The organism is Pseudomonas sp., assembly GCF_032058845.1.
In the GTDB taxonomy this organism is placed as follows: domain Bacteria; phylum Pseudomonadota; class Gammaproteobacteria; order Pseudomonadales; family Pseudomonadaceae; genus Aquipseudomonas.
This window is the reverse complement of sequence record NZ_DAMCCR010000016.1, coordinates 24,673-43,727: the sequence shown is the minus strand read 5'-3', so window position 1 is coordinate 43,727 and position 19,055 is coordinate 24,673. Positions and strand designations below refer to the sequence as shown.

At 62.8% G+C, this 19,055-nt stretch carries 17 protein-coding genes and 1 pseudogene; 9 read left to right on the top strand and 9 right to left on the bottom strand.

Annotated elements, in window-relative coordinates:
* Nucleotides 1-10: 10 nt before the first annotated feature.
* Nucleotides 11-883: a pyridoxal kinase PdxY gene (gene pdxY, locus RT028_RS05250; RefSeq protein WP_312933185.1), complete on the top strand. Its 873-nt coding sequence runs from the start codon at nucleotides 11-13 to the stop codon at nucleotides 881-883.
* Here the strand turns inward: pdxY and RT028_RS05245 are convergent.
* On the bottom strand, nucleotides 880-1,365 hold the full coding sequence (locus RT028_RS05245; RefSeq protein ID WP_312933183.1) for an acyl-CoA thioesterase: 486 nt from the start codon (nucleotides 1,363-1,365) through the stop codon (nucleotides 880-882). The two genes, pdxY and RT028_RS05245, sit on opposite strands and share 4 nt — an antisense overlap.
* A 323-nt stretch (nucleotides 1,366-1,688) precedes the next feature.
* Between RT028_RS05245 and RT028_RS05240 the strand changes: the two genes are divergently transcribed.
* The gene (locus RT028_RS05240; protein ID WP_312933181.1) at nucleotides 1,689-3,452 is read left to right on the top strand and encodes a cation:proton antiporter; all 1,764 of its coding nucleotides are present in this window, start codon (nucleotides 1,689-1,691) and stop codon (nucleotides 3,450-3,452) included.
* A gap of 75 nt (nucleotides 3,453-3,527) precedes the next feature.
* Here the strand turns inward: RT028_RS05240 and RT028_RS05235 are convergent, their stop codons facing one another.
* From RT028_RS05235 to uvrD, 3 genes are all read right to left on the bottom strand, one after another.
* Entirely contained in the window at nucleotides 3,528-3,935 is a 408-nt protein-coding gene (locus RT028_RS05235) for an SMI1/KNR4 family protein (protein ID WP_312933179.1), read from the bottom strand.
* A 260-nt stretch (nucleotides 3,936-4,195) separates the two neighbouring features.
* On the bottom strand, nucleotides 4,196-5,047 hold the full coding sequence (locus RT028_RS05230) for a TIM44-like domain-containing protein (protein ID WP_312933177.1): 852 nt from the start codon (nucleotides 5,045-5,047) through the stop codon (nucleotides 4,196-4,198).
* Nucleotides 5,048-5,201: 154 nt separating this feature from the next.
* Nucleotides 5,202-7,385, bottom strand: a complete 2,184-nt coding sequence (gene uvrD / locus RT028_RS05225; protein WP_312933175.1) for a DNA helicase II — start codon at nucleotides 7,383-7,385, stop codon at nucleotides 5,202-5,204.
* A 382-nt stretch (nucleotides 7,386-7,767) separates the two neighbouring features.
* On the opposite strand from uvrD, the gene hexR reads away from it, so the two are divergent.
* Both hexR and RT028_RS05215 read left to right on the top strand, forming a co-directional pair.
* Nucleotides 7,768-8,634 (top strand): transcriptional regulator HexR, encoded by an 867-nt coding sequence (hexR, locus tag RT028_RS05220; protein WP_312933173.1) that lies wholly within the window; start codon nucleotides 7,768-7,770, stop codon nucleotides 8,632-8,634.
* 127 nt (nucleotides 8,635-8,761) lie between these two features.
* Nucleotides 8,762-8,974 carry a PA3496 family putative envelope integrity protein gene (locus tag RT028_RS05215; RefSeq protein ID WP_312933171.1) on the top strand — a complete coding sequence of 71 codons (213 nt, stop codon included), beginning with the start codon at nucleotides 8,762-8,764 and terminating at the stop codon, nucleotides 8,972-8,974.
* On the opposite strand, the gene RT028_RS05210 is transcribed toward RT028_RS05215, so the two are convergent.
* On the bottom strand, nucleotides 8,919-9,878 hold the full coding sequence (locus RT028_RS05210; RefSeq protein ID WP_312933169.1) for a LysR family transcriptional regulator: 960 nt from the start codon (nucleotides 9,876-9,878) through the stop codon (nucleotides 8,919-8,921). The genes RT028_RS05215 and RT028_RS05210 overlap by 56 nt on opposite strands.
* Nucleotides 9,879-10,067: 189 nt before the next feature.
* Between RT028_RS05210 and RT028_RS05205 the strand changes: the two genes are divergently transcribed.
* From RT028_RS05205 to RT028_RS20290, 3 genes and pseudogenes are all read left to right on the top strand, one after another.
* The gene (locus tag RT028_RS05205; RefSeq protein ID WP_312933167.1) at nucleotides 10,068-11,483 is read left to right on the top strand and encodes an acetyl-CoA carboxylase biotin carboxylase subunit; all 1,416 of its coding nucleotides are present in this window, start codon (nucleotides 10,068-10,070) and stop codon (nucleotides 11,481-11,483) included.
* A 100-nt stretch (nucleotides 11,484-11,583) separates the two neighbouring features.
* Nucleotides 11,584-13,392: a sodium-extruding oxaloacetate decarboxylase subunit alpha gene (gene oadA, locus RT028_RS05200; protein ID WP_312933165.1), complete on the top strand. Its 1,809-nt coding sequence runs from the start codon at nucleotides 11,584-11,586 to the stop codon at nucleotides 13,390-13,392.
* A 71-nt stretch (nucleotides 13,393-13,463) separates the two neighbouring features.
* Nucleotides 13,464-13,601 (top strand): annotated as a pseudogene (locus RT028_RS20290) (transcriptional regulator); the annotation flags it as partial.
* A 6-nt stretch (nucleotides 13,602-13,607) separates the two neighbouring features.
* On the opposite strand, the gene RT028_RS05190 reads toward RT028_RS20290, so the two are convergent.
* Nucleotides 13,608-14,429, bottom strand: a complete 822-nt coding sequence (locus RT028_RS05190) for an amino acid ABC transporter permease (RefSeq protein WP_312933163.1) — start codon at nucleotides 14,427-14,429, stop codon at nucleotides 13,608-13,610.
* Nucleotides 14,426-15,247 carry an ABC transporter substrate-binding protein gene (locus tag RT028_RS05185; RefSeq protein ID WP_312933161.1) on the bottom strand — a complete coding sequence of 274 codons (822 nt, stop codon included), beginning with the start codon at nucleotides 15,245-15,247 and terminating at the stop codon, nucleotides 14,426-14,428. Before RT028_RS05185 ends, RT028_RS05190 begins: the two co-directional genes overlap by 4 nt.
* Nucleotides 15,248-15,352: 105 nt before the next feature.
* Here RT028_RS05185 and RT028_RS05180 point away from each other — a divergent pair, with 105 nt between their 5' ends.
* Nucleotides 15,353-16,252 carry a homocysteine S-methyltransferase family protein gene (locus RT028_RS05180; protein ID WP_312933159.1) on the top strand — a complete coding sequence of 300 codons (900 nt, stop codon included), beginning with the start codon at nucleotides 15,353-15,355 and terminating at the stop codon, nucleotides 16,250-16,252.
* Nucleotides 16,253-16,255: 3 nt separating this feature from the next.
* Here the strand turns inward: RT028_RS05180 and RT028_RS05175 are convergent, their stop codons facing one another.
* Nucleotides 16,256-16,702, bottom strand: a complete 447-nt coding sequence (locus tag RT028_RS05175; RefSeq protein WP_312933157.1) for a GNAT family N-acetyltransferase — start codon at nucleotides 16,700-16,702, stop codon at nucleotides 16,256-16,258.
* An 11-nt stretch (nucleotides 16,703-16,713) separates the two neighbouring features.
* The gene (locus RT028_RS05170; RefSeq protein ID WP_312933155.1) at nucleotides 16,714-17,343 is read right to left on the bottom strand and encodes an FMN-binding negative transcriptional regulator; all 630 of its coding nucleotides are present in this window, start codon (nucleotides 17,341-17,343) and stop codon (nucleotides 16,714-16,716) included.
* 90 nt (nucleotides 17,344-17,433) lie between these two features.
* On the opposite strand from RT028_RS05170, the gene RT028_RS05165 reads away from it, so the two are divergent.
* Nucleotides 17,434-18,969 (top strand): PLP-dependent aminotransferase family protein, encoded by a 1,536-nt coding sequence (locus tag RT028_RS05165; RefSeq protein WP_312933153.1) that lies wholly within the window; start codon nucleotides 17,434-17,436, stop codon nucleotides 18,967-18,969.
* The last annotated feature ends 86 nt before the right edge of the window (nucleotides 18,970-19,055 follow it).

Below are 19,055 nucleotides of genomic sequence, written 5' to 3'. Positions count from 1 at the left end.
AAAACCCTGCATGAAACGTACGCCGCATCTGCTCGCCATCCAGTCTCATGTCGTCTTCGGCCACGCCGGTAACAGTGCGGCGGTGTTTCCGATACAGCGCCTTGGGGTGAATGTCTGGCCCCTCAACACGGTGCAGTTTTCCAACCACACCCAGTATGGCCAGTGGGCTGGCGAAGTGCTCGCCCCGGCGCAAATTCCTGCGTTGGTGCAAGGGATAAGCGCAATCGGTGAGCTTGGCGAATGCGACGCGGTGCTGTCTGGCTACCTGGGCAGTGCCGAGCAAGGGCGGGCGATCCTGGCCGGCGTCGAACGTATCAAGGCGAGCAACCCCCGGGCGTTGTACCTGTGTGACCCCGTGATGGGCCATGCGGAAAAGGGCTGCAGCGTGCCGGCAGCGGTCAGCGACTTCCTGGTCAACCACGCGTTGGCCAAGGCCGACATCCTGTGCCCCAACCAGCTTGAGCTCGATACCTTCTGCGGGCGCCGTGCGCAGTCGCTGGACGATTGCGTCAACATGGCCCGCAGCCTGCTGGCCCGCGGCCCGCAGGTGGTGCTGGTCAAGCACCTGGCCTACCCCGGCCGCGCCGACGATGCCTTCGAAATGCTCCTGGTCACTGCCGAACAGATCTGGCACCTGCGCCGGCCGCTGCTGGCCTTCCCGCGCCAACCGGTCGGTGTGGGCGACCTGACCTCGGGGTTGTTCCTGGCCCGCGTCCTGCTCGGCGACAGTTGGCTACAGGCCTTCGAGTTCGCTGCCGCCGCCGTGCATGAAGTGCTGCTGGAAACCCAGGCCTGCGCCAGCTACGAGCTGCAACTGGTTCGCGCCCAGGACCGCATCGCGCATCCACGGGTGCGCTTCGAGGCCACGCCGCTGGACGCCTAGACGCCGTCGGTCTTCAGGTCCTGGTAGCGCTTCTCCAGCTCCTGGCGAATCTGCCGGCGCTGCTGGCCCTGCAGGAACCGGCGCTTTTCTTCACTGCTCTGCGGCTGACGCGCCGGCACGGGCACCGGGCGGCGCTGGTCATCGACGGCGACCATGGTGAAGAAGCAGCTGTTGGAATGGCGCACCGAGCGTTCGCGGATGTTTTCGGTCACCACCTTGATGCCCACCTCCATGGAGGTGGTGCCGGTGTAGTTGACCGAGGCGAGGAAGGTCACCAGCTCGCCGACGTGCACCGGCTCGCGGAAGATCACCTGATCCACCGACAGGGTCACTACGTAGCTGCCCGCATAGCGGCTGGCACAGGCGTAGGCCACTTCATCGAGGTATTTCAGCAGCGTGCCGCCGTGGACATTGCCAGAAAAGTTGGCCATGTCCGGGGTCATCAGGACGGTCATCGTCAACTGGGCGTTTCCAGGTTCCATAGCATGCTCACGGTGGGGTTGCGTTGAACGGGGGTGTGAAGTCGAAGGCACAGTCTTCCCCTTTATGATTTTCTTCCTGTTACCGGACGTCAGGCAGCGCTGGATCGTCACGGCCTGTGAGGACGGCCAGCCAGTCCATACGCCTGAATCGGCGATCTGTTTCGGCATATTGCGCAGGCCATCCTCAGCAAGACGCGATGTTACCCTGACTTCGCCCATGCAACATGGGCTTACTATTCCTGGAACAGTTTGTACTCAGCGCTGCGAGTGTCCTGCACAGCGCCGAGGCCTTGCGCCGTGCATTGAAAAAGGAGCACCACGCCATGCATGCCATCAGCTTCATCCAGGACCTGGCAGTGATCATGCTGGTCGCCGGCGTGGTGACGATCCTGTTCCACCGCCTCAAGCAACCTGTCGTCCTCGGCTACATCGTTGCGGGGTTCATCATCGGCCCGCACACCCCGCCTTTCGGCCTCATCCATGACGAAGACACCATCAAGATCCTTGCCGAGCTGGGGGTGATCTTCCTGATGTTCTGCCTGGGGCTGGAGTTCAGCTTGCGCAAGCTGTTCAAGGTCGGGGCCACGGCGTTCATTGCCGCGTTCCTGGAAATCGTCCTGATGATCTGGATCGGTTTCGAGATCGGCCGCTGGTTCGGCTGGAGCACCATGGACTCGCTGTTCCTCGGCGCCATTCTGGCGATTTCTTCGACCACCATCATCGTCAAGGCGCTCAACGACCTGAAGATGAAGAACGAGCGCTTCGCCCAGCTGATTTTCGGTGTGCTGATCGTCGAGGACATTCTCGGCATCGGCATCATCGCGCTGTTGTCGGGCATTGCCGTGAGCGGCACGGTCAGCTCCGGCGAGGTGTTTTCCACGGTCGGCAAGCTGTCGCTGTTCATGATCGTGGCCCTGGTCATCGGCATTCTGCTGGTGCCGCGGCTGCTGGCCTACGTCGCCAGGTTCGAAAGCAACGAGATGCTGCTGATCACCGTGCTGGGGCTGTGCTTCGGCTTCTGCCTGCTGGTGGTCAAGCTGGAATACAGCATGGTCCTGGGGGCCTTCCTGATCGGTGCGATCATGGCCGAGTCACGCCAGTTGCTGAAGATCGAGCAATTGATCGAGCCGGTACGGGACCTGTTCAGCGCGATCTTCTTCGTCGCCATCGGCCTGATGATCGACCCCCAGGTGTTGGTCGAGTACGCCTGGCCGATCGTGGTCATCACCTTCGCGGTGGTGATGGGCAAGATGCTGTCGTGTGGGATGGGTGCTTTCATTGCCGGTAACGACGGTCGCACATCCCTGCGGGTGGGCATGGGCCTGTCACAGATTGGCGAATTTTCTTTCATCATCGCGGCGCTGGGGATGACCTTGCAGGTAACCAGCGACTTCCTCTATCCAGTGGCCGTAGCGGTCTCGGCGATCACCACGTTGCTCACGCCCTACCTGATCCGCGCTGCCGACCCCCTGTCACTGAAACTGGGCCGGGTGATGCCGCAGCGGCTCGGCCGCGTGCTGTCGTTGTATGGCGAGTGGCTGCGCAGCATCCAGCCGCAGGGGGAGGGCGCGATGCTGGCCGCGATGATCCGGCGCATTCTGTTGCAGGTCGGGGTCAACCTGGCACTGGTGATCGCCATTTTCTTCAGCGGCGGCTACTTCGCCACCCGGCTCGGGGCGTGGCTGAGCGAGTGGGTGGGCGATGTCGGGCAACAGAAGGCAATGATCTGGGGCGCAGCGTTGCTGCTGTCGCTGCCGTTCCTGATCGCCGCCTACCGCAAGCTCAAGGCGCTGTCGATGCTGCTCGCGGAGATGGGCGTTTCGCCAGAGATGGCGGGCCGGCATACGCAACGTGTGCGCCGGGTGATTGCCGAGGTGATTCCATTACTCTCGCTGCTGGTGATTTTCCTGCTGCTGTCAGCGCTGTCGGCCAGCATCCTGCCGACCAATGAGCTGCTGCTGATCATCGGTGTCGTGGCAGCCGTGGTGGTGGCGGTGCTCTGGCGCTGGTTCATCCGCGTGCATACGCGGATGCAGATCGCCTTGCTGGAGACGCTGGAGAACAACCGTGACCAGCCTCACCATTGACAGGTAAAGGCCCCGCCCGGCATTGCTGCCGGGCGGGGCCCAGGGGTGTTCAGCAGGTTCTGGCGCGGGCAGGTGTCAGCTTTCCAGCCAGACGTCGCGAGCCCAGTGCCAGATCGATTCCCAGCTCTCTTCACCGACCAGCTCGTCTTCGCCGCTCCACAGCACCACGGTGCCGTCTTCTTCTACGCAGTAGTAGTTCTCGCCGTCCTGACACAGCGGGATCAATTCGCGTGGCACGCCCAGGTCCCAGGCGGTGGCGGCGACTTCCGGCAGATAGGTGTGCGATTGCGGGTCGGTCGCGGTGACGGGCTCGAGGCTGCCGTAGACCACGTCGCTGACCGTCAGCAGAAACTCTTTGAAAACGAACGGAATGTTGATGAACAGTTGTTCTTCGATTTCAACCAGTTGGTCATCGTCAGGAAGCTCCAGGGGCACGGGCACGGGCTCGTTGGCTTCACGGAGCTGTTCGATCACTTCTTCCACGGTTCACATCCTCTGACCTTGTTGGCAATGCTGCGCGTTATACCCTAGTAGCCTGCTCGGCTAAAAGCAAAACCCCCTACGGCCAGCTTCCCGTGCTGTTCACTCAAGCGACCAGGGCCGCCTTGCGGCCCATCGCGGCTGAAGCCGCTCCCACGGGAGATGCATACCCTGTGGGAGCGGCTTCAGCCGCGATGGGCTGCAAAGCAGCCCTGGTAATATCGACTCAGCCCAGCCGGGGGCTTCGTTTGGAGCGCTCGGGATCAGCCGTTCTGGCGGATACCGGCGAGCAGCCAAGGCTGGTTTTCGCCCTGTGCGCGCTGCATGTGCCAGCTTTCGCTGAAGGCCTCGCCCTGATCGAAGCGCGAGGTTTTCGCCACGCCACGGAAGGTCAGCGTCGCGATGGTGACATCCGCACGGTCATCGACGCCTTCCAGCTGCACATCGAGGTCATCGATGTAGGTGGACTGGAAGCCTTCACCTTCGGCTGCGCGGTCACGCTTGAGCGATTCGAGCAGTTGCGGGGTGACGAACTCGGCGATCTTGTCCATCTCGTTGCCATCCCAGTGCTGCTGCAGAGTCTGGAAGTGCGAGCGGGCGGCGGCCAGGAAGCTGGCTTCATTGAACCAGGCTGGCGCGTTGATCACTGGCGCTGCGGCTGCTGCACCGCCACCGAAAGACGGCTGCTGAGCAGGCTGGGCATGCACTTCGCGCTGGTACGGCGCGTGGCCAGCAGGGGCCATTTCGGCCTGCTGCTTGCGACGGCGTGCGGCGATGAAGCGGAACACCAGGAAGGCGATCAGGCCCATGATCAGGATGTCGAACAGCTGCATGCCCTGGAAGCCGTCGCCCATGAACATGGAGGCCAGCAGGCCGCCGGCGGCGATGCCGGCCAACGGGCCCAGCCAGCGCGAGGCACCGCTGGCTGCGGCAGGGGCGCGCCCAGGTGCCGTTGCGGCAGCGCCTGGAGCAGGCGTGGCAGGTGCAGCCTGGCGGGTTTGATGAATAGGCGCAGAACCCGAGCTCTTGCCGCCGCCGAAACGCTTGGCGTTGGCATCGAGGCTCAGCGTCAGACCGACGCAGAGCGCCAGGGCGATGCTAAGAAAACGTTGCATAGGTGGGATTTCCCGTTTTTGTGAATTGCACGCGCGAATGGTGCACAGGTTGCGCAAGCCATGACCAGCGCGAGTGTGTTTCGAGCTTTTGCTTAAAAGTGTGAAAGACCGTTCGGATAAAGGCGTAGGAAGATTCCTGCGCCTTATGACCCACTCAGAGCGCTTCGAGTTTGGCGTAGCCCAGCATGAGCCACTTGCTGCCTTCGTCGAAATTCACCTGCACCCGCGCCTGGGCACCGGAACCCTCGAAATTGAGGATGGTGCCTTCGCCGAACACCGAGTGCTGCACACGTTGACCCAGGCTGAACGCGGTCTGCGGAATGCTGGCATTGGCGAACAGGCTGCTGGCCGGGGTCTGGGCGCCACCGAACGGCCGGCTCACGGAATTGGACAGGCGCACTTCCTGCACCAGGCCCGCCGGAATCTCCCGTACGAAACGCGATACCTTGTTGTAGGTCTCGCTGCCGTACAGCCGGCGAGTCTCGGCATAGGTCATCACCAGTTGGCGCATGGCCCGGGTGATGCCGACATACGCCAGGCGGCGTTCCTCTTCCAGACGGCCGGGCTCTTCCAGGCTCATCTTGTGCGGGAACAGACCCTCTTCCAGGCCGACCAGGAACACGTGAGGGAATTCCAGGCCCTTGGCACTGTGCAGGGTCATCAACTGCACGCTGTCTTCATGTTCATCGGCCTGCGCGTCACCGGCTTCCAACGAGGCATGGCCGAGGAAGGCCGACAGCTCGGTGAGCTCGGCATCTTCAGCGCTGGGCACGAAGTTGCGCGCCGCGCTGACCAGTTCCTCAAGGTTTTCTACCCGCGCCTGGCCCTTTTCACCTTTTTCTTCCTGGTGGTAGGTGATCAGCCCGGACTGCTCGATGACCGTTTGCGTCATCAGGTGCAGCGGCATGTCAGCCACCCTGGCCGCCAGCTGCTCCAGCAGTTCGATGAACCCGCCCAGCGCACTGGCGGCACGGCCTTTGAGGCCTTTGCCAGCGAGCAGTTGGCACATGGCCTCCCACATCGACACCTGGCTGTGACGGGCATGCTCGCGGATTGCCTCGACGGTTTTCTCGCCGATACCGCGTGGCGGTACGTTGATGACCCGCTCGAGCGCTGCATCGTTGCCGCGACCTTCGAGCAGGCGCAGGTAGGCCATGGCGTTCTTGATCTCGGCGCGCTCGAAGAAGCGCTGGCCGCCATAGATGCGATACGGAATACGCTCGCGCAGCAGGCCTTCTTCGAGCACCCGTGACTGGGCGTTGGAACGATAGAGAATGGCGATGTCGCTGCGCGCGCTGCCTTGCTTGATGATGCTTTCGATGGTTTCGACCACGTAACGCGCTTCGTCGTGCTCGTTATAGGCGGCGTACAGGGTGATCGGCTCACCTTCGCCCAGGTCGGTCCACAGTTCCTTGCCCAGGCGCCCGCTGTTGTTGACGATCAGGGCGTTGGCGGCCTTGAGGATGCCGCCGGTAGAGCGGTAGTTCTGCTCCAGGCGGATCAGCTCGGCGTCGGGGAAGTCGGCGGTGTACTGATGAATGTTCTCGATCTTGGCGCCGCGCCAGCCGTAGATCGACTGGTCGTCATCGCCCACGGCCATGAGGCTGTCGCCACCCTTGGCCAGCAGGCGCAGCCAGGCGTACTGCACGGCGTTGGTGTCCTGGAACTCATCGACCAGCACATGGCGGAAACGCCGCTGGTAGTGCTTCAGCAGGCTGGGGTTGTCGCGCCACAGGTCGAGGGCACGCAGCAGCAGCTCGGAAAAGTCGATGACCCCGGCGCGCTCGCAGGCCAGCTCGTAGGCGGTGTAGACCTCGCGCATGGTGGCCAGGAACAGGTCGCCGCCGGCCTGAATGTGCTGCGGGCGCAGGCCTTCGTCTTTCTGCCCGTTGATGAACCATTGCGCCTGGCGCGCCGGCCATTTCTGCTCTTCCAGGCCCAGCTCGCGCATCACCCGCTTGACCAGGCGCTGCTGGTCGTCGCTGTCGAGAATCTGGAAATTCTGCACCAGCTTCGCTTCCTGCCAGTGCGCACGCAGCAGGCGATGAGCCAGGCCGTGGAAGGTACCGACCCACATGCCGGCCGGGCCGATGCCCATGAGCTGCTCGATCCGATGGCGCATTTCGGCAGCCGCCTTGTTGGTGAACGTCACCGACAGGATCGAGTGCGGCGAGGCCTGCTCGACCTGAATCAACCAGGCGATGCGGTGCACCAGCACACGGGTCTTACCGGAGCCGGCACCGGCCAGCACCAGTTGACGCCCGACCTTGGCCGCTACGGCCTGGCGTTGGGCATCGTTGAGGGAGTTCAGCAGGAGAGAGAGGTCGTCATTAGGCATCCGGCCATTCTAGGGCCGGCGCAGTAGCGGGGCAAACGCTGGCTGGCGAATTCTTCAAGCCCTGCATGGCCGTTTATCGCGACAGGGGTTGCGCTGGGATAATCAAAGGCTACGTTTCCAACGGTGCCTGTGAAAAGCCGACGGCTGAAAGGCCTCTGGCAAACTGCGTGACGCCCACAGGGCAGGAGGAGGTAGTGCATGAGCGGCAGATGTCCGATTAACCTGAAAACCCTGTCAGAAACATGATCACAAGGGCTTCCCGATTACGCGCAAAGCAATGCCCACTGCGGCGCACCGTGGATTAACTGGGCGCTTTGCCGGTCATGTAGTATAACTACAAGAAAGCTACATCCCGCCTGCCGATCCTCAACGAGTCCCGCCCGTGAATCTGTTGCAACACATCACCCAATCACGCCACCTGCTGCGCAAATCGGAGCTTAAAGTCGCCGATCATGTGCTGTTGGACCCGGCTGCCGTCATGCACAGCTCGATGGCTGACCTGGCGCACAGCGTCGGCATCAGCGAACCGACCATTGTGCGGTTCTGCAGGGCGATTGGTTGTACGGGTTTCCAGGACCTGAAGTTGAAACTGGCGCAAAGCCTGGCCGCAGGCGCCAGCTTCGGACAGTTTGCGATTCACGAAGACGATTCGGTCGCCGACTACAGCCTGAAAATTTTCGACACCACCCTGCATACCCTGATGGAAGTGCGCGAGCACCTCGATCCTGAGGCTCTTGAGCGCGCTGTTGCCGCCATGGCTCAAGCGCAACGCGTCGAGTTCTATGGCTTCGGCGCCTCGGGCGCGGTGGCGGCCGATGCCCAGCACAAGTTCTTCCGCCTGCTGCTCAGCGCTGCGGCGTACTCCGACCCGCACATGCAGGCGATGTCGGCGGTGACCCTCAAGCCAGGCGATGTGGCCGTGTGCATCTCGCAGTCCGGTCGCTCCAAGGACCTGCTGATCACGGCCAACCTGGTGCGGGAAACCGGTGCCAGCCTGATCACCCTGTGCCCGAGCCAGACCCCCTTGGCAGAGCTCTCGACCGTCAACCTGGCGATCGATGTACATGAAGACACCGAAATCTACACCCCGCTGACGTCGCGCATTGCCCACCTGGTTGTGATCGACGTGCTCGCCATGGGCGTAGCGATGGCCCGCGGTCCGAGCCTGGTCAACCACCTCAAGAGCGTCAAACGCAGCTTGCGCAGCCTGCGTCTGTCGCCGAAGTCGATCAAGGCAACCGATGATTGATCTGACAATCTTCGTCTAAAAACCGCCGCCAGGCGGCGATCTTCACGATTCTGTCATGATTCCGGCATCAAACCGTCAACCCCTGCGCCCAGGCTGATGCTTCCGCATCCAGTCTGGGAGACAGGTCATGGTTCGTGAAGACGGTTCGTACCAACCCAACGCCAAATCACGCAAGCAGCAGGAACGCGACCAGCGCCGCATGGAATACCGCCGCGCCATCGAAAGCTATTGCGACCAGCGCCAGCTGCTGCGCGACATTGCCTATTTCCCTGACTCACCCGATGTCAGCGTGTGGCAGGTGACAGCGGCTTCCCCGAGAAGCGCTCAACAATCTCGCTGATCAACGCCCGCTCGCCGCGAATGAACGCCTGAAACGCCAAGGCCACCGGCGACTGGCGCTTGGCCTTGGACTGCACCACGCACCAGCTGCGGTACAGCGGCAGCTCTTCGACCGGCAACTCGATGAGCAGGCCGCGTGCCAGCTCCATGCTCACCGCATGGCGCGTCAGCAGCGCGATGCCCAGGCCGGCGACCACGCACTCGCGCTGCGCCTCGCCCGAGGCCACCTCCAGCGTTTCGGTAAAGTGCACGCGCTTTTCCTTGAAGTATTCTTCGCAGGCCTTGCGCGTGCCCGAACCCTGCTCGCGGATCAGCAGGGTATGCGGCTCCAGGTCCTGCAAGCGCAACGGCCCGCGCTGGCTCAGTGGGTGGTCAGCGGGCGCCACGGCGACAATCGGATTGTTCAGGAACGGCAGGAAATCCAGGCCCATGTCCTGCGGCACCATCGACATGATGAGCAGATCGTCACGGTTGTCAGACAGCCGTCGAATCGCCTGGGCGCGATTCACCACCGTGAGCGTCAGGCTCACGTCCGGATTGCGCTGCTTGAAGGCTGCAAACACATGGGGCACGAAATACTTGGCGCTGGATTCGATCGCCAGCTTCAGCTGGCCCTGCAGCGACCCCTGCATGTCCGACAGTTGCATGTCGAAACTTTCCAGCCGGCCAAAAATGTCGCGGCTGGCGCGTTGCAGGGCCTCGGCAGCCTCGGTGAGGTAGAGCTTTTTGCCCACATATTCAAACAACGGCTGCCCGACCAGGTCTTCCAGCTGGCGAATCTGCAAGCTGACGGCGGGTTGAGTGAGGGACATTTCCTCGGCCGCGCGACTGTAGGAACGCAGGTCGCACACCTCGTTGAAAATCTGCAGCTGACGCAACGTCATACGCATCAATGACTTACGCATTTTAGACACGCTCGGGGCGATGAATTGTCAGGCGACTATAAGCTTTGACTAATGCTGACCCTAATAAATATTGATTTTTGTTTATCGTCCCACAGCGCTAGGGTGGATTCACGACTGACTGCAGTGTCTGGTCACGCGTCGAGCGGCCTGGCCGGCTCGTTATGTTCCACGGCTTTGGGAAGACTCCAAGTGATAAAAAAAATCCTGATCGCCAACCGGGGTGAAATTGCAGTCCGCATCGTGCGGGCCTGCGCCGAGATGGGTATCCGCTCGGTAGCGATCTATTCCGATGCCGACCGCCATGCGTTGCACGTCAAGCGTGCCGACGAGGCGCACAGCATTGGTGCCGAACCCCTTGCCGGTTATCTGAACCCGCGCAAACTGGTCAACCTGGCGGTGGAGACCGGTTGTGATGCACTGCATCCCGGCTATGGCTTCCTTTCGGAAAACGCCGAGCTCGCGGAAATCTGTGCGCAGCGAGGGGTCAAGTTCATTGGCCCGGCGGCTGAAGTGATCCGCCGTATGGGCGACAAGACCGAAGCGCGTCGCGCCATGATCGCTGCCGGCGTGCCCGTCACTCCAGGCACCGAAGGCAACGTCGCCGACATCCATGAGGCACTGGAAGAGGGCGAGCGCATCGGTTACCCGGTGATGCTCAAGGCTACCTCTGGCGGCGGCGGGCGCGGTATCCGCCGCTGCAACAGCCGTGAAGAGCTGGAACAGAATTTCCCTCGGGTGATTTCCGAAGCCACCAAGGCCTTCGGCTCGGCTGAAGTGTTCCTGGAAAAATGCATCGTCAACCCCAAGCACATCGAGGCGCAGATTCTCGGTGACAGCTTTGGCAACGTGGTGCACCTGTTCGAGCGCGACTGCTCGATCCAGCGCCGTAACCAGAAGCTCATCGAAATCGCCCCCAGCCCGCAACTGACGCCTGAACAGCGCGCCTACATCGGCGACCTGTCGGTGCGCGCGGCGAAGGCGGTGAACTACGAGAACGCCGGTACCGTGGAGTTTCTGCTCGCCGATGGCGAGGTGTACTTCATGGAGATGAACACCCGGGTGCAGGTGGAACACACCATCACCGAGGAGATCACCGGGATCGACATCGTTCGCGAGCAGATCCGCATCGCCTCGGGCCTGCCGCTGTCGGTCAAGCAGGAAGACATCATCCACCGCGGCTTCGCCTTGCAGTTCCGCATCAACGCCGAAGACCCGAAGAACAACTTCCTGCCCAGCTTCGGCAAGATCACTCGCTATTACGCCCCCGGCGGCCCTGGCGTGCGTACCGACACGGCGATCTACACCGGCTACACCATTCCGCCGTTCTACGACTCGATGTGCCTGAAACTGGTGGTCTGGGCGCTGACCTGGGAAGAAGCCATGGACCGCGGCCTGCGGGCGCTGGACGACATGCGCGTACAAGGCGTGAAGACCACCGCCGCGTACTACCAGGAAATCCTGCGTAACGCCGAATTCCGCAGTGGCGAGTTCAACACCAGCTTCGTCGAGGCGCACCCGGAACTGACCAACTACTCGATCAAGCGCAAACCCGAAGAGCTGGCCCTGGCCATCGCTGCCGCCATCGCCGCCCACGCAGGCCTTTGAGATAGGAGCGGCAAGCTTCGAGCGGCAAGAGGCAGGTAGAGGCAGATCAGCTTTTACTCGCACCTTGACGCGCCCAGCTTGCGGCTTACAGGAGATAAGAATGTCCAAGAAAATCCATGTCACCGACACCATCCTGCGTGACGCTCACCAGTCGCTGCTGGCCACTCGCATGCGCACCGAAGACATGCTGCCGATCTGCGACAAGCTCGACAAGGTCGGCTACTGGTCGCTGGAAGTCTGGGGCGGCGCGACCTTCGACGCCTGCGTGCGTTTCCTCAAGGAAGACCCCTGGGAGCGCCTGCGCCAACTGCGTGCGGCGCTGCCCAACACCCGCCTGCAGATGCTCCTGCGCGGCCAGAACCTGCTCGGCTACCGCCACTACAGCGATGACGTGGTGCGCGCCTTCGTCGCCAAGGCGGCAGAGAGCGGCATCGACGTGTTCCGCATCTTCGATGCCATGAACGACGTGCGTAACCTGCAGGTGGCCATCGAGGCGGTGAAGGCCAGCGGCAAGCACGCCCAGGGCACCATCGCCTACACCACCAGCCCGGTGCACACCGTGGCGGCCTTCGTCGCCCAGGGCAAGGCCATGCAGGCCATGGGCATCGACTCCATCGCCATCAAGGACATGGCCGGGCTGCTGACGCCTTATGCCACGGCCGAACTGGTCAAGGCGTTGAAGGCCGAGATCGACCTGCCGGTATTTATCCACAGCCACGACACGGCGGGCCTGGGTTCGATGTGCCAGCTCAAGGCCATCGAGGCCGGCGCCGACCATATCGACACGGCCATCTCCAGCTTCGCCTGGGGCACCAGCCACCCGGGTACCGAATCGATGGTCGCCGCGCTCAAGGGCAGCGAATACGACACCGGCCTGGACCTGTCGCTGATCCAGGAGATCGGCATGTACTTCCATGCGGTGCGCAAGAAGTACCACCAGTTCGAAAGCGAATTCACCGCCGTGGACACCCGCGTGCAGGTCAACCAGGTGCCGGGCGGGATGATTTCCAACCTGGCCAACCAGCTCAAGGAACAGGGAGCGCTGAACCGCATGAGCGAAGTGCTGGCCGAAATCCCGCGTGTACGTGAAGACCTCGGCTTCCCGCCGCTGGTGACCCCGACCTCGCAGATCGTCGGCACCCAGGCGTTCTTCAACGTGCTGGCCGGCGAGCGCTACAAGACCATCACCAACGAAGTGAAGCTGTACCTGCAAGGCGGCTACGGCAAGGCCCCCGGTGTGGTCAACGAATCGCTACGGCGCCAGGCCATCGGCAGCGAAGAGGTGATCGACGTACGCCCGGCCGACCTGCTCAAGCCGGAAATGGCCAAGCTGCGTGGCGACATCGGTGCGCTGGCGCACTCGGAAGAAGACGTGCTGACCTTCGCCATGTTCCCGGACATCGGGCGCAAGTTCCTCGAAGAGCGCGAAGCCGGCACCCTGACCCCCGAAGTGCTGCTGCCGATCCCTGAAGCCGGCGCCGTGGCCGCGCCAGGCGGCGAGGGTGTACCGACCGAGTTCGTCATCGACGTGCACGGCGAAACCTATCGTGTCGACATCACCGGCGTGGGCGTCAAGGCCGAAGGCAAGCGCCACTTCTACCTGTCCATCGACGGCATGCCGGAAGAGGTGGTGTTCGAGCCGCTCAACGAGTTCGTCGGTGGTGGCAGCAGCAAGCGCAAGCAGGCCAGCGAACCGGGCCACGTCAGCACCAGCATGCCGGGCAACATCGTCGATGTATTGGTGAAGGAAGGCGACACGGTCAAGGCCGGTCAGGCGGTGCTGATCACCGAAGCGATGAAGATGGAGACCGAGGTGCAGGCATCGATTGCCGGCAAGGTGGCAGCCATTCATGTCGCCAAGGGTGACCGAGTGACGCCGGGTGAGATCCTGATCGAGATCGAGGGCTGATCTCAAGCGTTGATCAGCGAAAGGTTACCTCTGGGAGAGCAATGCTCTCCCTTTTTCTTTACCTGCACTTAATGTGCAAGATCTCCGTGCGCACCCTGATCGAGATCGAGCAAGGCGTGGGCAATCCTACCCTCAAGTCGCTGAATGCCGTGTTCAAGCCGTTTGGCCTGCAGATGGGCATGGTCAAGCGACCCAGCCGGTTCAGATGAGCCCGACTAACGCTGATAGCCCTTGCCGAAATGCCGCTCGAGCCGTGCCTGCAGCAGCTCCAGCACGATCGACAGCAGCCAGTAGATCACCGCCGCCGTGGTCAGCATCTCCAGGTAGCGATAGCTGGAGCGCCCGTACGACTGCGCGAGGAACATCACTTCCCACACGCCCATCACCGAGACCAGGGACGAGTCCTTGAGCATCGAAATGAACTGGTTCGCCGTGGGCGGGATGATGGTGCGCATGGCCTGGGGCAGGGTGATGTGCCAGAAGATCGTGCTGCGGCTCATGCCCAGGGCCAGGGCCGCCTGGCGCTGGCCATGGGCAACGCCGATGATGCCGGCGCGGAAGATTTCACTGAGGTAGGCACCATAGTTGAGCGACAGGGCGATGATGCCGGCGCTGATCGCGCCGGGCACCAGGCCGATCTGTGGCAGGCCGAGGTAGATCAGCAGGATCTGGATCAGCAGTGGCGTGCCGCGGAAGAACGAGGTGTAGAAGCTGGCGATGCCCAGCAGCACCGCGCTGTTCGACAACCGCGCCAGGGCGGCGGCAAAGCCCAGCGCTACCGAGACGCCAATCGAGCAGAGACACAGGAACAGCGTCAGCGCCGCGCCTTGCAGGAAACCATTAGGGCCGAGCTTGAAGCCTGCCAGATTGGGAAATTTCTCGACGATGATCGCGAACTGCAGATCGAAGCTGAGAAAGAAGCCGACGAAGATCGCCAGCAGCGCCAGCCAGGTCAGGTACAGGCGCGTGCGAAAGCCCAGCAGGCGCGGGCCCGAGGCTTTCACGCCGGGCCCGGCATCAGGTCGATGAGCACTCATTTACTGATATCGGCGCCGATCCACTTCTGTGACAGCCGCGCCAGCGTACCGTCGGCCTTGAGCTCGGCAAACACCGCACGCACCTTGGCGTCCCACTCCGGGTCGCCTTTCTCGATGGCCACCGAGTTGGGCTCTTCGTACAACGGGGCGCCGGCCAGTTTGAAGCGGCTGTCCTGCTTGAGCCGCGGCTGCGCGGTGACCAGGTTGGTGAGGATCGCATCCAGGCGCACGCCGGCGCCCAGGCCCAGGTCCTGGAAGGCGACGTTGTCGGTGTCATACGGGGCGACTTGCACCATCTCGAAGGGGTAGTCGAGCTGCTTGTCTTCGGCGCCTTCGATGACCAGGTTCTTGTTCAAGTAGCTTTCGTAGCTCGACGCGCTGGTCAGGCCGACCTTCAGGCCGTTGAGGTCCTTGGCCGAGTGAATGCGCTCATCCTTGGCGTTGACCACGATCACCGCAGGCGAGGCGTAGTACTCGACGGGGAAGTCGAAGACCTGCGAACGGGCCTTGCTTGGGGTCATGGAGCAGATGCAGATGTCGTAGCGCCCGCTCCAGCGGCCGGCAGCGATCACGTCCCAGGACGGCGTTTCCAGGCGCAGCTTGACGCCCAGTTTGTCTGCCACGGCCTTGGCCACGTCCACGTCGAAACCGTCGAGCTGGTTCTGCTCGTTGAGGAACGAGAACGGCGGATAGCTTTCCATCAGCACGTTGACCAGTTCCTTGCGAGACTCCACCCGCTCCAGCGTGGCGCCTGCATGGGCTTGTGTGATGACGCTCAAGGCCAACAGGCCTGCACTGACAACGGCGGGAAAACGCATGGAAATACCTGAAATAGTTTTAAAAAAATCGTATGGCAATATTTAATAGTTATAACTATTAAGTCACTAGTGAATTTTATTCATATCGATATAAGTGGAATGTATATGAGCGAACGACCGTTAGTCATTCTCGATGGCGGCATGGGCCGCGAACTCCAGCGTCGCGGCGCGCCGTTTCGTCAGCCGGAGTGGTCGGCACTGGCGCTGACCGAGGCGCCTGAGGCCGTGATTGCCGTGCACCGGGCCTACATCGAAGCCGGTGCCAGCGTGATCACCAGCAACAGCTATGCGGTGGTGCCGTTCCACATCGGTGAGCAGCGCTTTGCTGAAGAAGGTGAGGCGCTGGCGGCGAGCGCAGGCCAGTTGGCACGGACGGCGGCTGATGCCGGGGCACAGCAGGTGCGGGTGGCCGGTTCGCTGCCGCCCCTGTTCGGCTCCTATCGCCCGGACCTGTACACCCCGGAGCGGGTCGATGAAGTGCTGGCCCCGCTACTGCGAGGGCTGACACCCTACGTGGACCTGTGGCTGGCGGAAACCCAGAGCGCGATTGCCGAGGTGCGCGCGATCCAGGCGCGTCTGCCACAAGACGGCAAGCCGTTCTGGGTCTCGTTCACCTTGCAGGACGAAGACACCGACGACACCCCGCGCCTGCGTTCCGGCGAGCCGGTCAGCGAAGCGGCCGAGGCCGTGGCCGGGTTGGGCGTGCAGACCCTGCTGTTCAACTGCAGCCAGCCGGAAGTGATCGGCGCGGCCATCGATGCGGCCAAGGCGGTGTTCGAGCACCTGGGCGTGGACATCGCCATCGGCGCCTATGCCAACGCCTTTCCCCCGCAACCCAAGGACGCCACGGCCAACGATGGCCTGGACGAGCTGCGCGAAGACCTCGACCCGCCTGGCTACCTGCGCTGGACACAAGAGTGGCGCACGCGCGGCGCCAGCCTGCTGGGCGGCTGCTGCGGCATCGGGCCGGAGCACATTGCGCAGTTGCACGCCCACCTGCGCTGACCGTTACAGGTTACGGCGGAACTGGATGAACCCCGAACGCTCCGCCACGTGCTCATAGAGCCGGATGGCGGTGGCGTTGGTGTCCTGGGTCAGCCAGTGCACCTTGCTGCAGCCCGCCGCCTTGGCGGCGCTGCACACCTGTTCGATCAACTGCGCGCCAATCCCCAGGCCGCGCTGCTCGCCATCGACATACAAGTCCTGCAGATAGCAGGAGTCACCGATGCTCCAGTTGGTCCGGTGATAGATCCAGTTGACCATCCCCACGGCCTTGCCATCGACCCAGGCCAGCGCCGAGTGGGTCGGCTCGTTCACGTCAAGCAAGCGTTGCCAGGTACTGCTGCTGACCTCATCGGCCAGTTCGGTCTTGTAGAACACCAGGTAGGCCTGCCACAGCGCGAGCCAGTGGCTGTGGTCCTGGGCGGTGACGGGGCGCAGGGTTACGTTGGGCATGAGTCGCTCCTTCAGCGTGGGCGCATGAGCGCCGCGAGTTGGTTGTCCATGGGGTCTGTGCTGGCAGTCAGCGCGTCATGTACGCCGGCGATGTCTGCGGCCGAGCGATTCTGGCTGAGCTTGCGTGCGCCTTGCAGGCGGGTGATGGGCACGCGTACGCCGACGATGGCGCGCAGCATGCCGTCCAGATAATCGAGCGGTGCATCCGCCACGCGCCAGGGCGTGGGTTGATGGTGCTCGTGGCGTTCGCTCAGGCGGGTGACGATGTCCAGCAGCGGTGCGGGCTCGTGGATCACCTGCGCTGCGCCGTAGGCGTGCACGGCGGTGTAGTTCCAGGTGGGCACCACCTTGGGCTGTGTGGCCTTGCTCGGGTAGTAGCCGGGGCTGACGTAGGCATCGGCACCGGGAAACACGATCAGCACCTCGCTGCCCTGTGCAAGATCCCGCCATTGCGGATTGGCCCGCGCCAGGTGGGCATGAACGGTGCCGTACTCGCCTTGCCCCACATCCACCAGCACGGGCAGGTGAGTTGCCAGCAGGCCGTGTTCGCCATGGCTGATGAGCACCGCCAGGCGGGTGGCCTGCATGTGCTGGTGCAGCAGTTCGAGGTCATGCATCTGGTGCGGTGGACTGCTGTACATGCTGAAGGTCCTTGTGCGATGAACCCATCCTAGGCAGGCTATTGGCTCTGCGTAAGCGCCATTTCCAGCTATTTTCACAGGTCCAATTCAATGCGCGAGTGTACCCATGCGTTGCCTTTCGATCCGGCCGGCATCGTGCTGGACCGGCGTCGCGGCCTCAGCCAGCAGCTGTATCAAGCGCTGCGCATGCGGGTGCTGGATGGCCGGCTGGGCAGTGGCACGCGGCTGCCGGCTACACGCGATCTGGCGCAGATGCTGGGGCTGTCGCGTAACAGCGTGATGCGGGCCTACGACCAGTTGTATGCCGAAGGCTTCATCGAAAGCCGGGTAGGGGATGGCACTTATGTTACCGAGCTGGAGAAACTATCCACACAGCTATCCACAGGGTTATCCCTAGGCTTATCAACAGACTTATCCACAAAAACACATTCTGATACTGAGCATTCATCCAGTTCTGACAGACTTTCCGAGTCGCTAGGGTGGCTGAAAACCCATCATCTGCCAGCGCCCGCTATGGGAGCACCGCGCGCATTTCGGGTAGGCGTGCCGGCTTTCGATCTGTTCCCTTTCGACGTCTGGGCCAGGCTGCAGGCGGGTTTCTGGCGAAATCCAGACCCTGCCTTGCTAGGCTATGGCGACCCCGCTGGAGAACTCGTACTGCGCGAGCTCATAGCGACTTACCTGCGTCGTTCGAGGGGCCTGGCCTGCACCGCTGGACAAATTATGATCACCAGTGGTGCGCAGCAAGCCATCAGCCTTTGTGCACAGGTGCTGCTGCGACCGGGCGACCGGGTCGCTGTGGAAAACCCCGGCTACCGCGCAGCCGGCCACGCCTTCGCCATGGGCGGCGCTCAGCTCGTCGGCGTTCCGGTGGACGAGGCAGGCCTGGACTGTGAGCGGCTCAACGCAGTGCAAGACTGTCGCCTGGCCTATGTCACACCTGCCCATCAGTACCCGACCGGCGTGACCATGAGCCTGCCCCGGCGCCTGGCCTTGCTGGAATGGGCCGAGCGCGAGGGGCGCTGGATCATCGAGGATGACTACGACGGCGAGTATCGCTACGTGGGTGCGCCACTGGCACCGTTGGCGGCACTGGATCGACAGGGGCGGGTGCTGTACGTCGGAACGTTCGGGAAGGTGGCGTTTCCAGCGCTGCGCCTGGGCTATATGGTCTTGCCGAAGCGTCTGGTAGCGGCCTTCGGTCAGGCGCGTGCGCTGGCAGTGCGCCACTCCGAGGTCAGCACCCAGTGCGTGATGGCCGAGTTCATGGCCCAAGGGCACTTCCAGCGGCACATCCGGCGCATGCGCAAGGCGGCGCTCAGCCGGCGCAACGTGCTCAAGGCCGGCTGGCCGCTGGACATACCAGGGCTGGCGGCAATGCCTGAGGTTGCAGCAGGGCTGCATGTCAAAGTGGCTGTGGATAAGCTCGCGCGCGAGCAGGACCTGGTCGCCCGGGCGCAGGCGGTGGGCATCGAGGTCAACCCGTTGAGCAGCTACTGGCTGCCAGACAGCCACGAACCCCTGGACGCCCGGGCCGGCCTGGTGCTGGGCTTCGCAGCAGTGCCGGAAAGGCAGATCGCCGAGGCCTTGCTACGGCTGCGCAAGGCCTGGCGAGTGTGTGGATGACTGTTGGAGCGGCTTCAGCCGCGATGGCCGGCGTAGCCGGCCTGATAACCGCCAAGTGATATTGCAGGTCGAGCAGACAGGCTCGA

Bases quoted from the DNA above. Each gene is read 5' to 3' on its own strand.
- RT028_RS05190 (WP_312933163.1), bottom strand. From the start codon at position 14,429: ATGAGTGCTCATCGACCTGATGCCGGGCCCGGCGTGAAAGCCTCGGGC.
- RT028_RS05165 (WP_312933153.1), top strand. From the start codon at position 17,434: ATGCGCGAGTGTACCCATGCGTTGCCTTTCGATCCGGCCGGCATCGTG.
- RT028_RS05170 (WP_312933155.1), bottom strand. From the start codon at position 17,343: ATGTACAGCAGTCCACCGCACCAGATGCATGACCTCGAACTGCTGCAC.
- RT028_RS05240 (WP_312933181.1), top strand. From the start codon at position 1,689: ATGCATGCCATCAGCTTCATCCAGGACCTGGCAGTGATCATGCTGGTC.
- RT028_RS05210 (WP_312933169.1), bottom strand. From the start codon at position 9,878: ATGCGTAAGTCATTGATGCGTATGACGTTGCGTCAGCTGCAGATTTTC.
- RT028_RS05215 (WP_312933171.1), top strand. From the start codon at position 8,762: ATGGTTCGTGAAGACGGTTCGTACCAACCCAACGCCAAATCACGCAAG.
- RT028_RS05245 (WP_312933183.1), bottom strand. From the start codon at position 1,365: ATGGAACCTGGAAACGCCCAGTTGACGATGACCGTCCTGATGACCCCG.
- pdxY (WP_312933185.1), top strand. From the start codon at position 11: ATGAAACGTACGCCGCATCTGCTCGCCATCCAGTCTCATGTCGTCTTC.
- RT028_RS05230 (WP_312933177.1), bottom strand. From the start codon at position 5,047: ATGCAACGTTTTCTTAGCATCGCCCTGGCGCTCTGCGTCGGTCTGACG.
- oadA (WP_312933165.1), top strand. From the start codon at position 11,584: ATGTCCAAGAAAATCCATGTCACCGACACCATCCTGCGTGACGCTCAC.
- uvrD (WP_312933175.1), bottom strand. From the start codon at position 7,385: ATGCCTAATGACGACCTCTCTCTCCTGCTGAACTCCCTCAACGATGCC.
- RT028_RS05180 (WP_312933159.1), top strand. From the start codon at position 15,353: ATGAGCGAACGACCGTTAGTCATTCTCGATGGCGGCATGGGCCGCGAA.
- RT028_RS05175 (WP_312933157.1), bottom strand. From the start codon at position 16,702: ATGCCCAACGTAACCCTGCGCCCCGTCACCGCCCAGGACCACAGCCAC.
- RT028_RS05185 (WP_312933161.1), bottom strand. From the start codon at position 15,247: ATGCGTTTTCCCGCCGTTGTCAGTGCAGGCCTGTTGGCCTTGAGCGTC.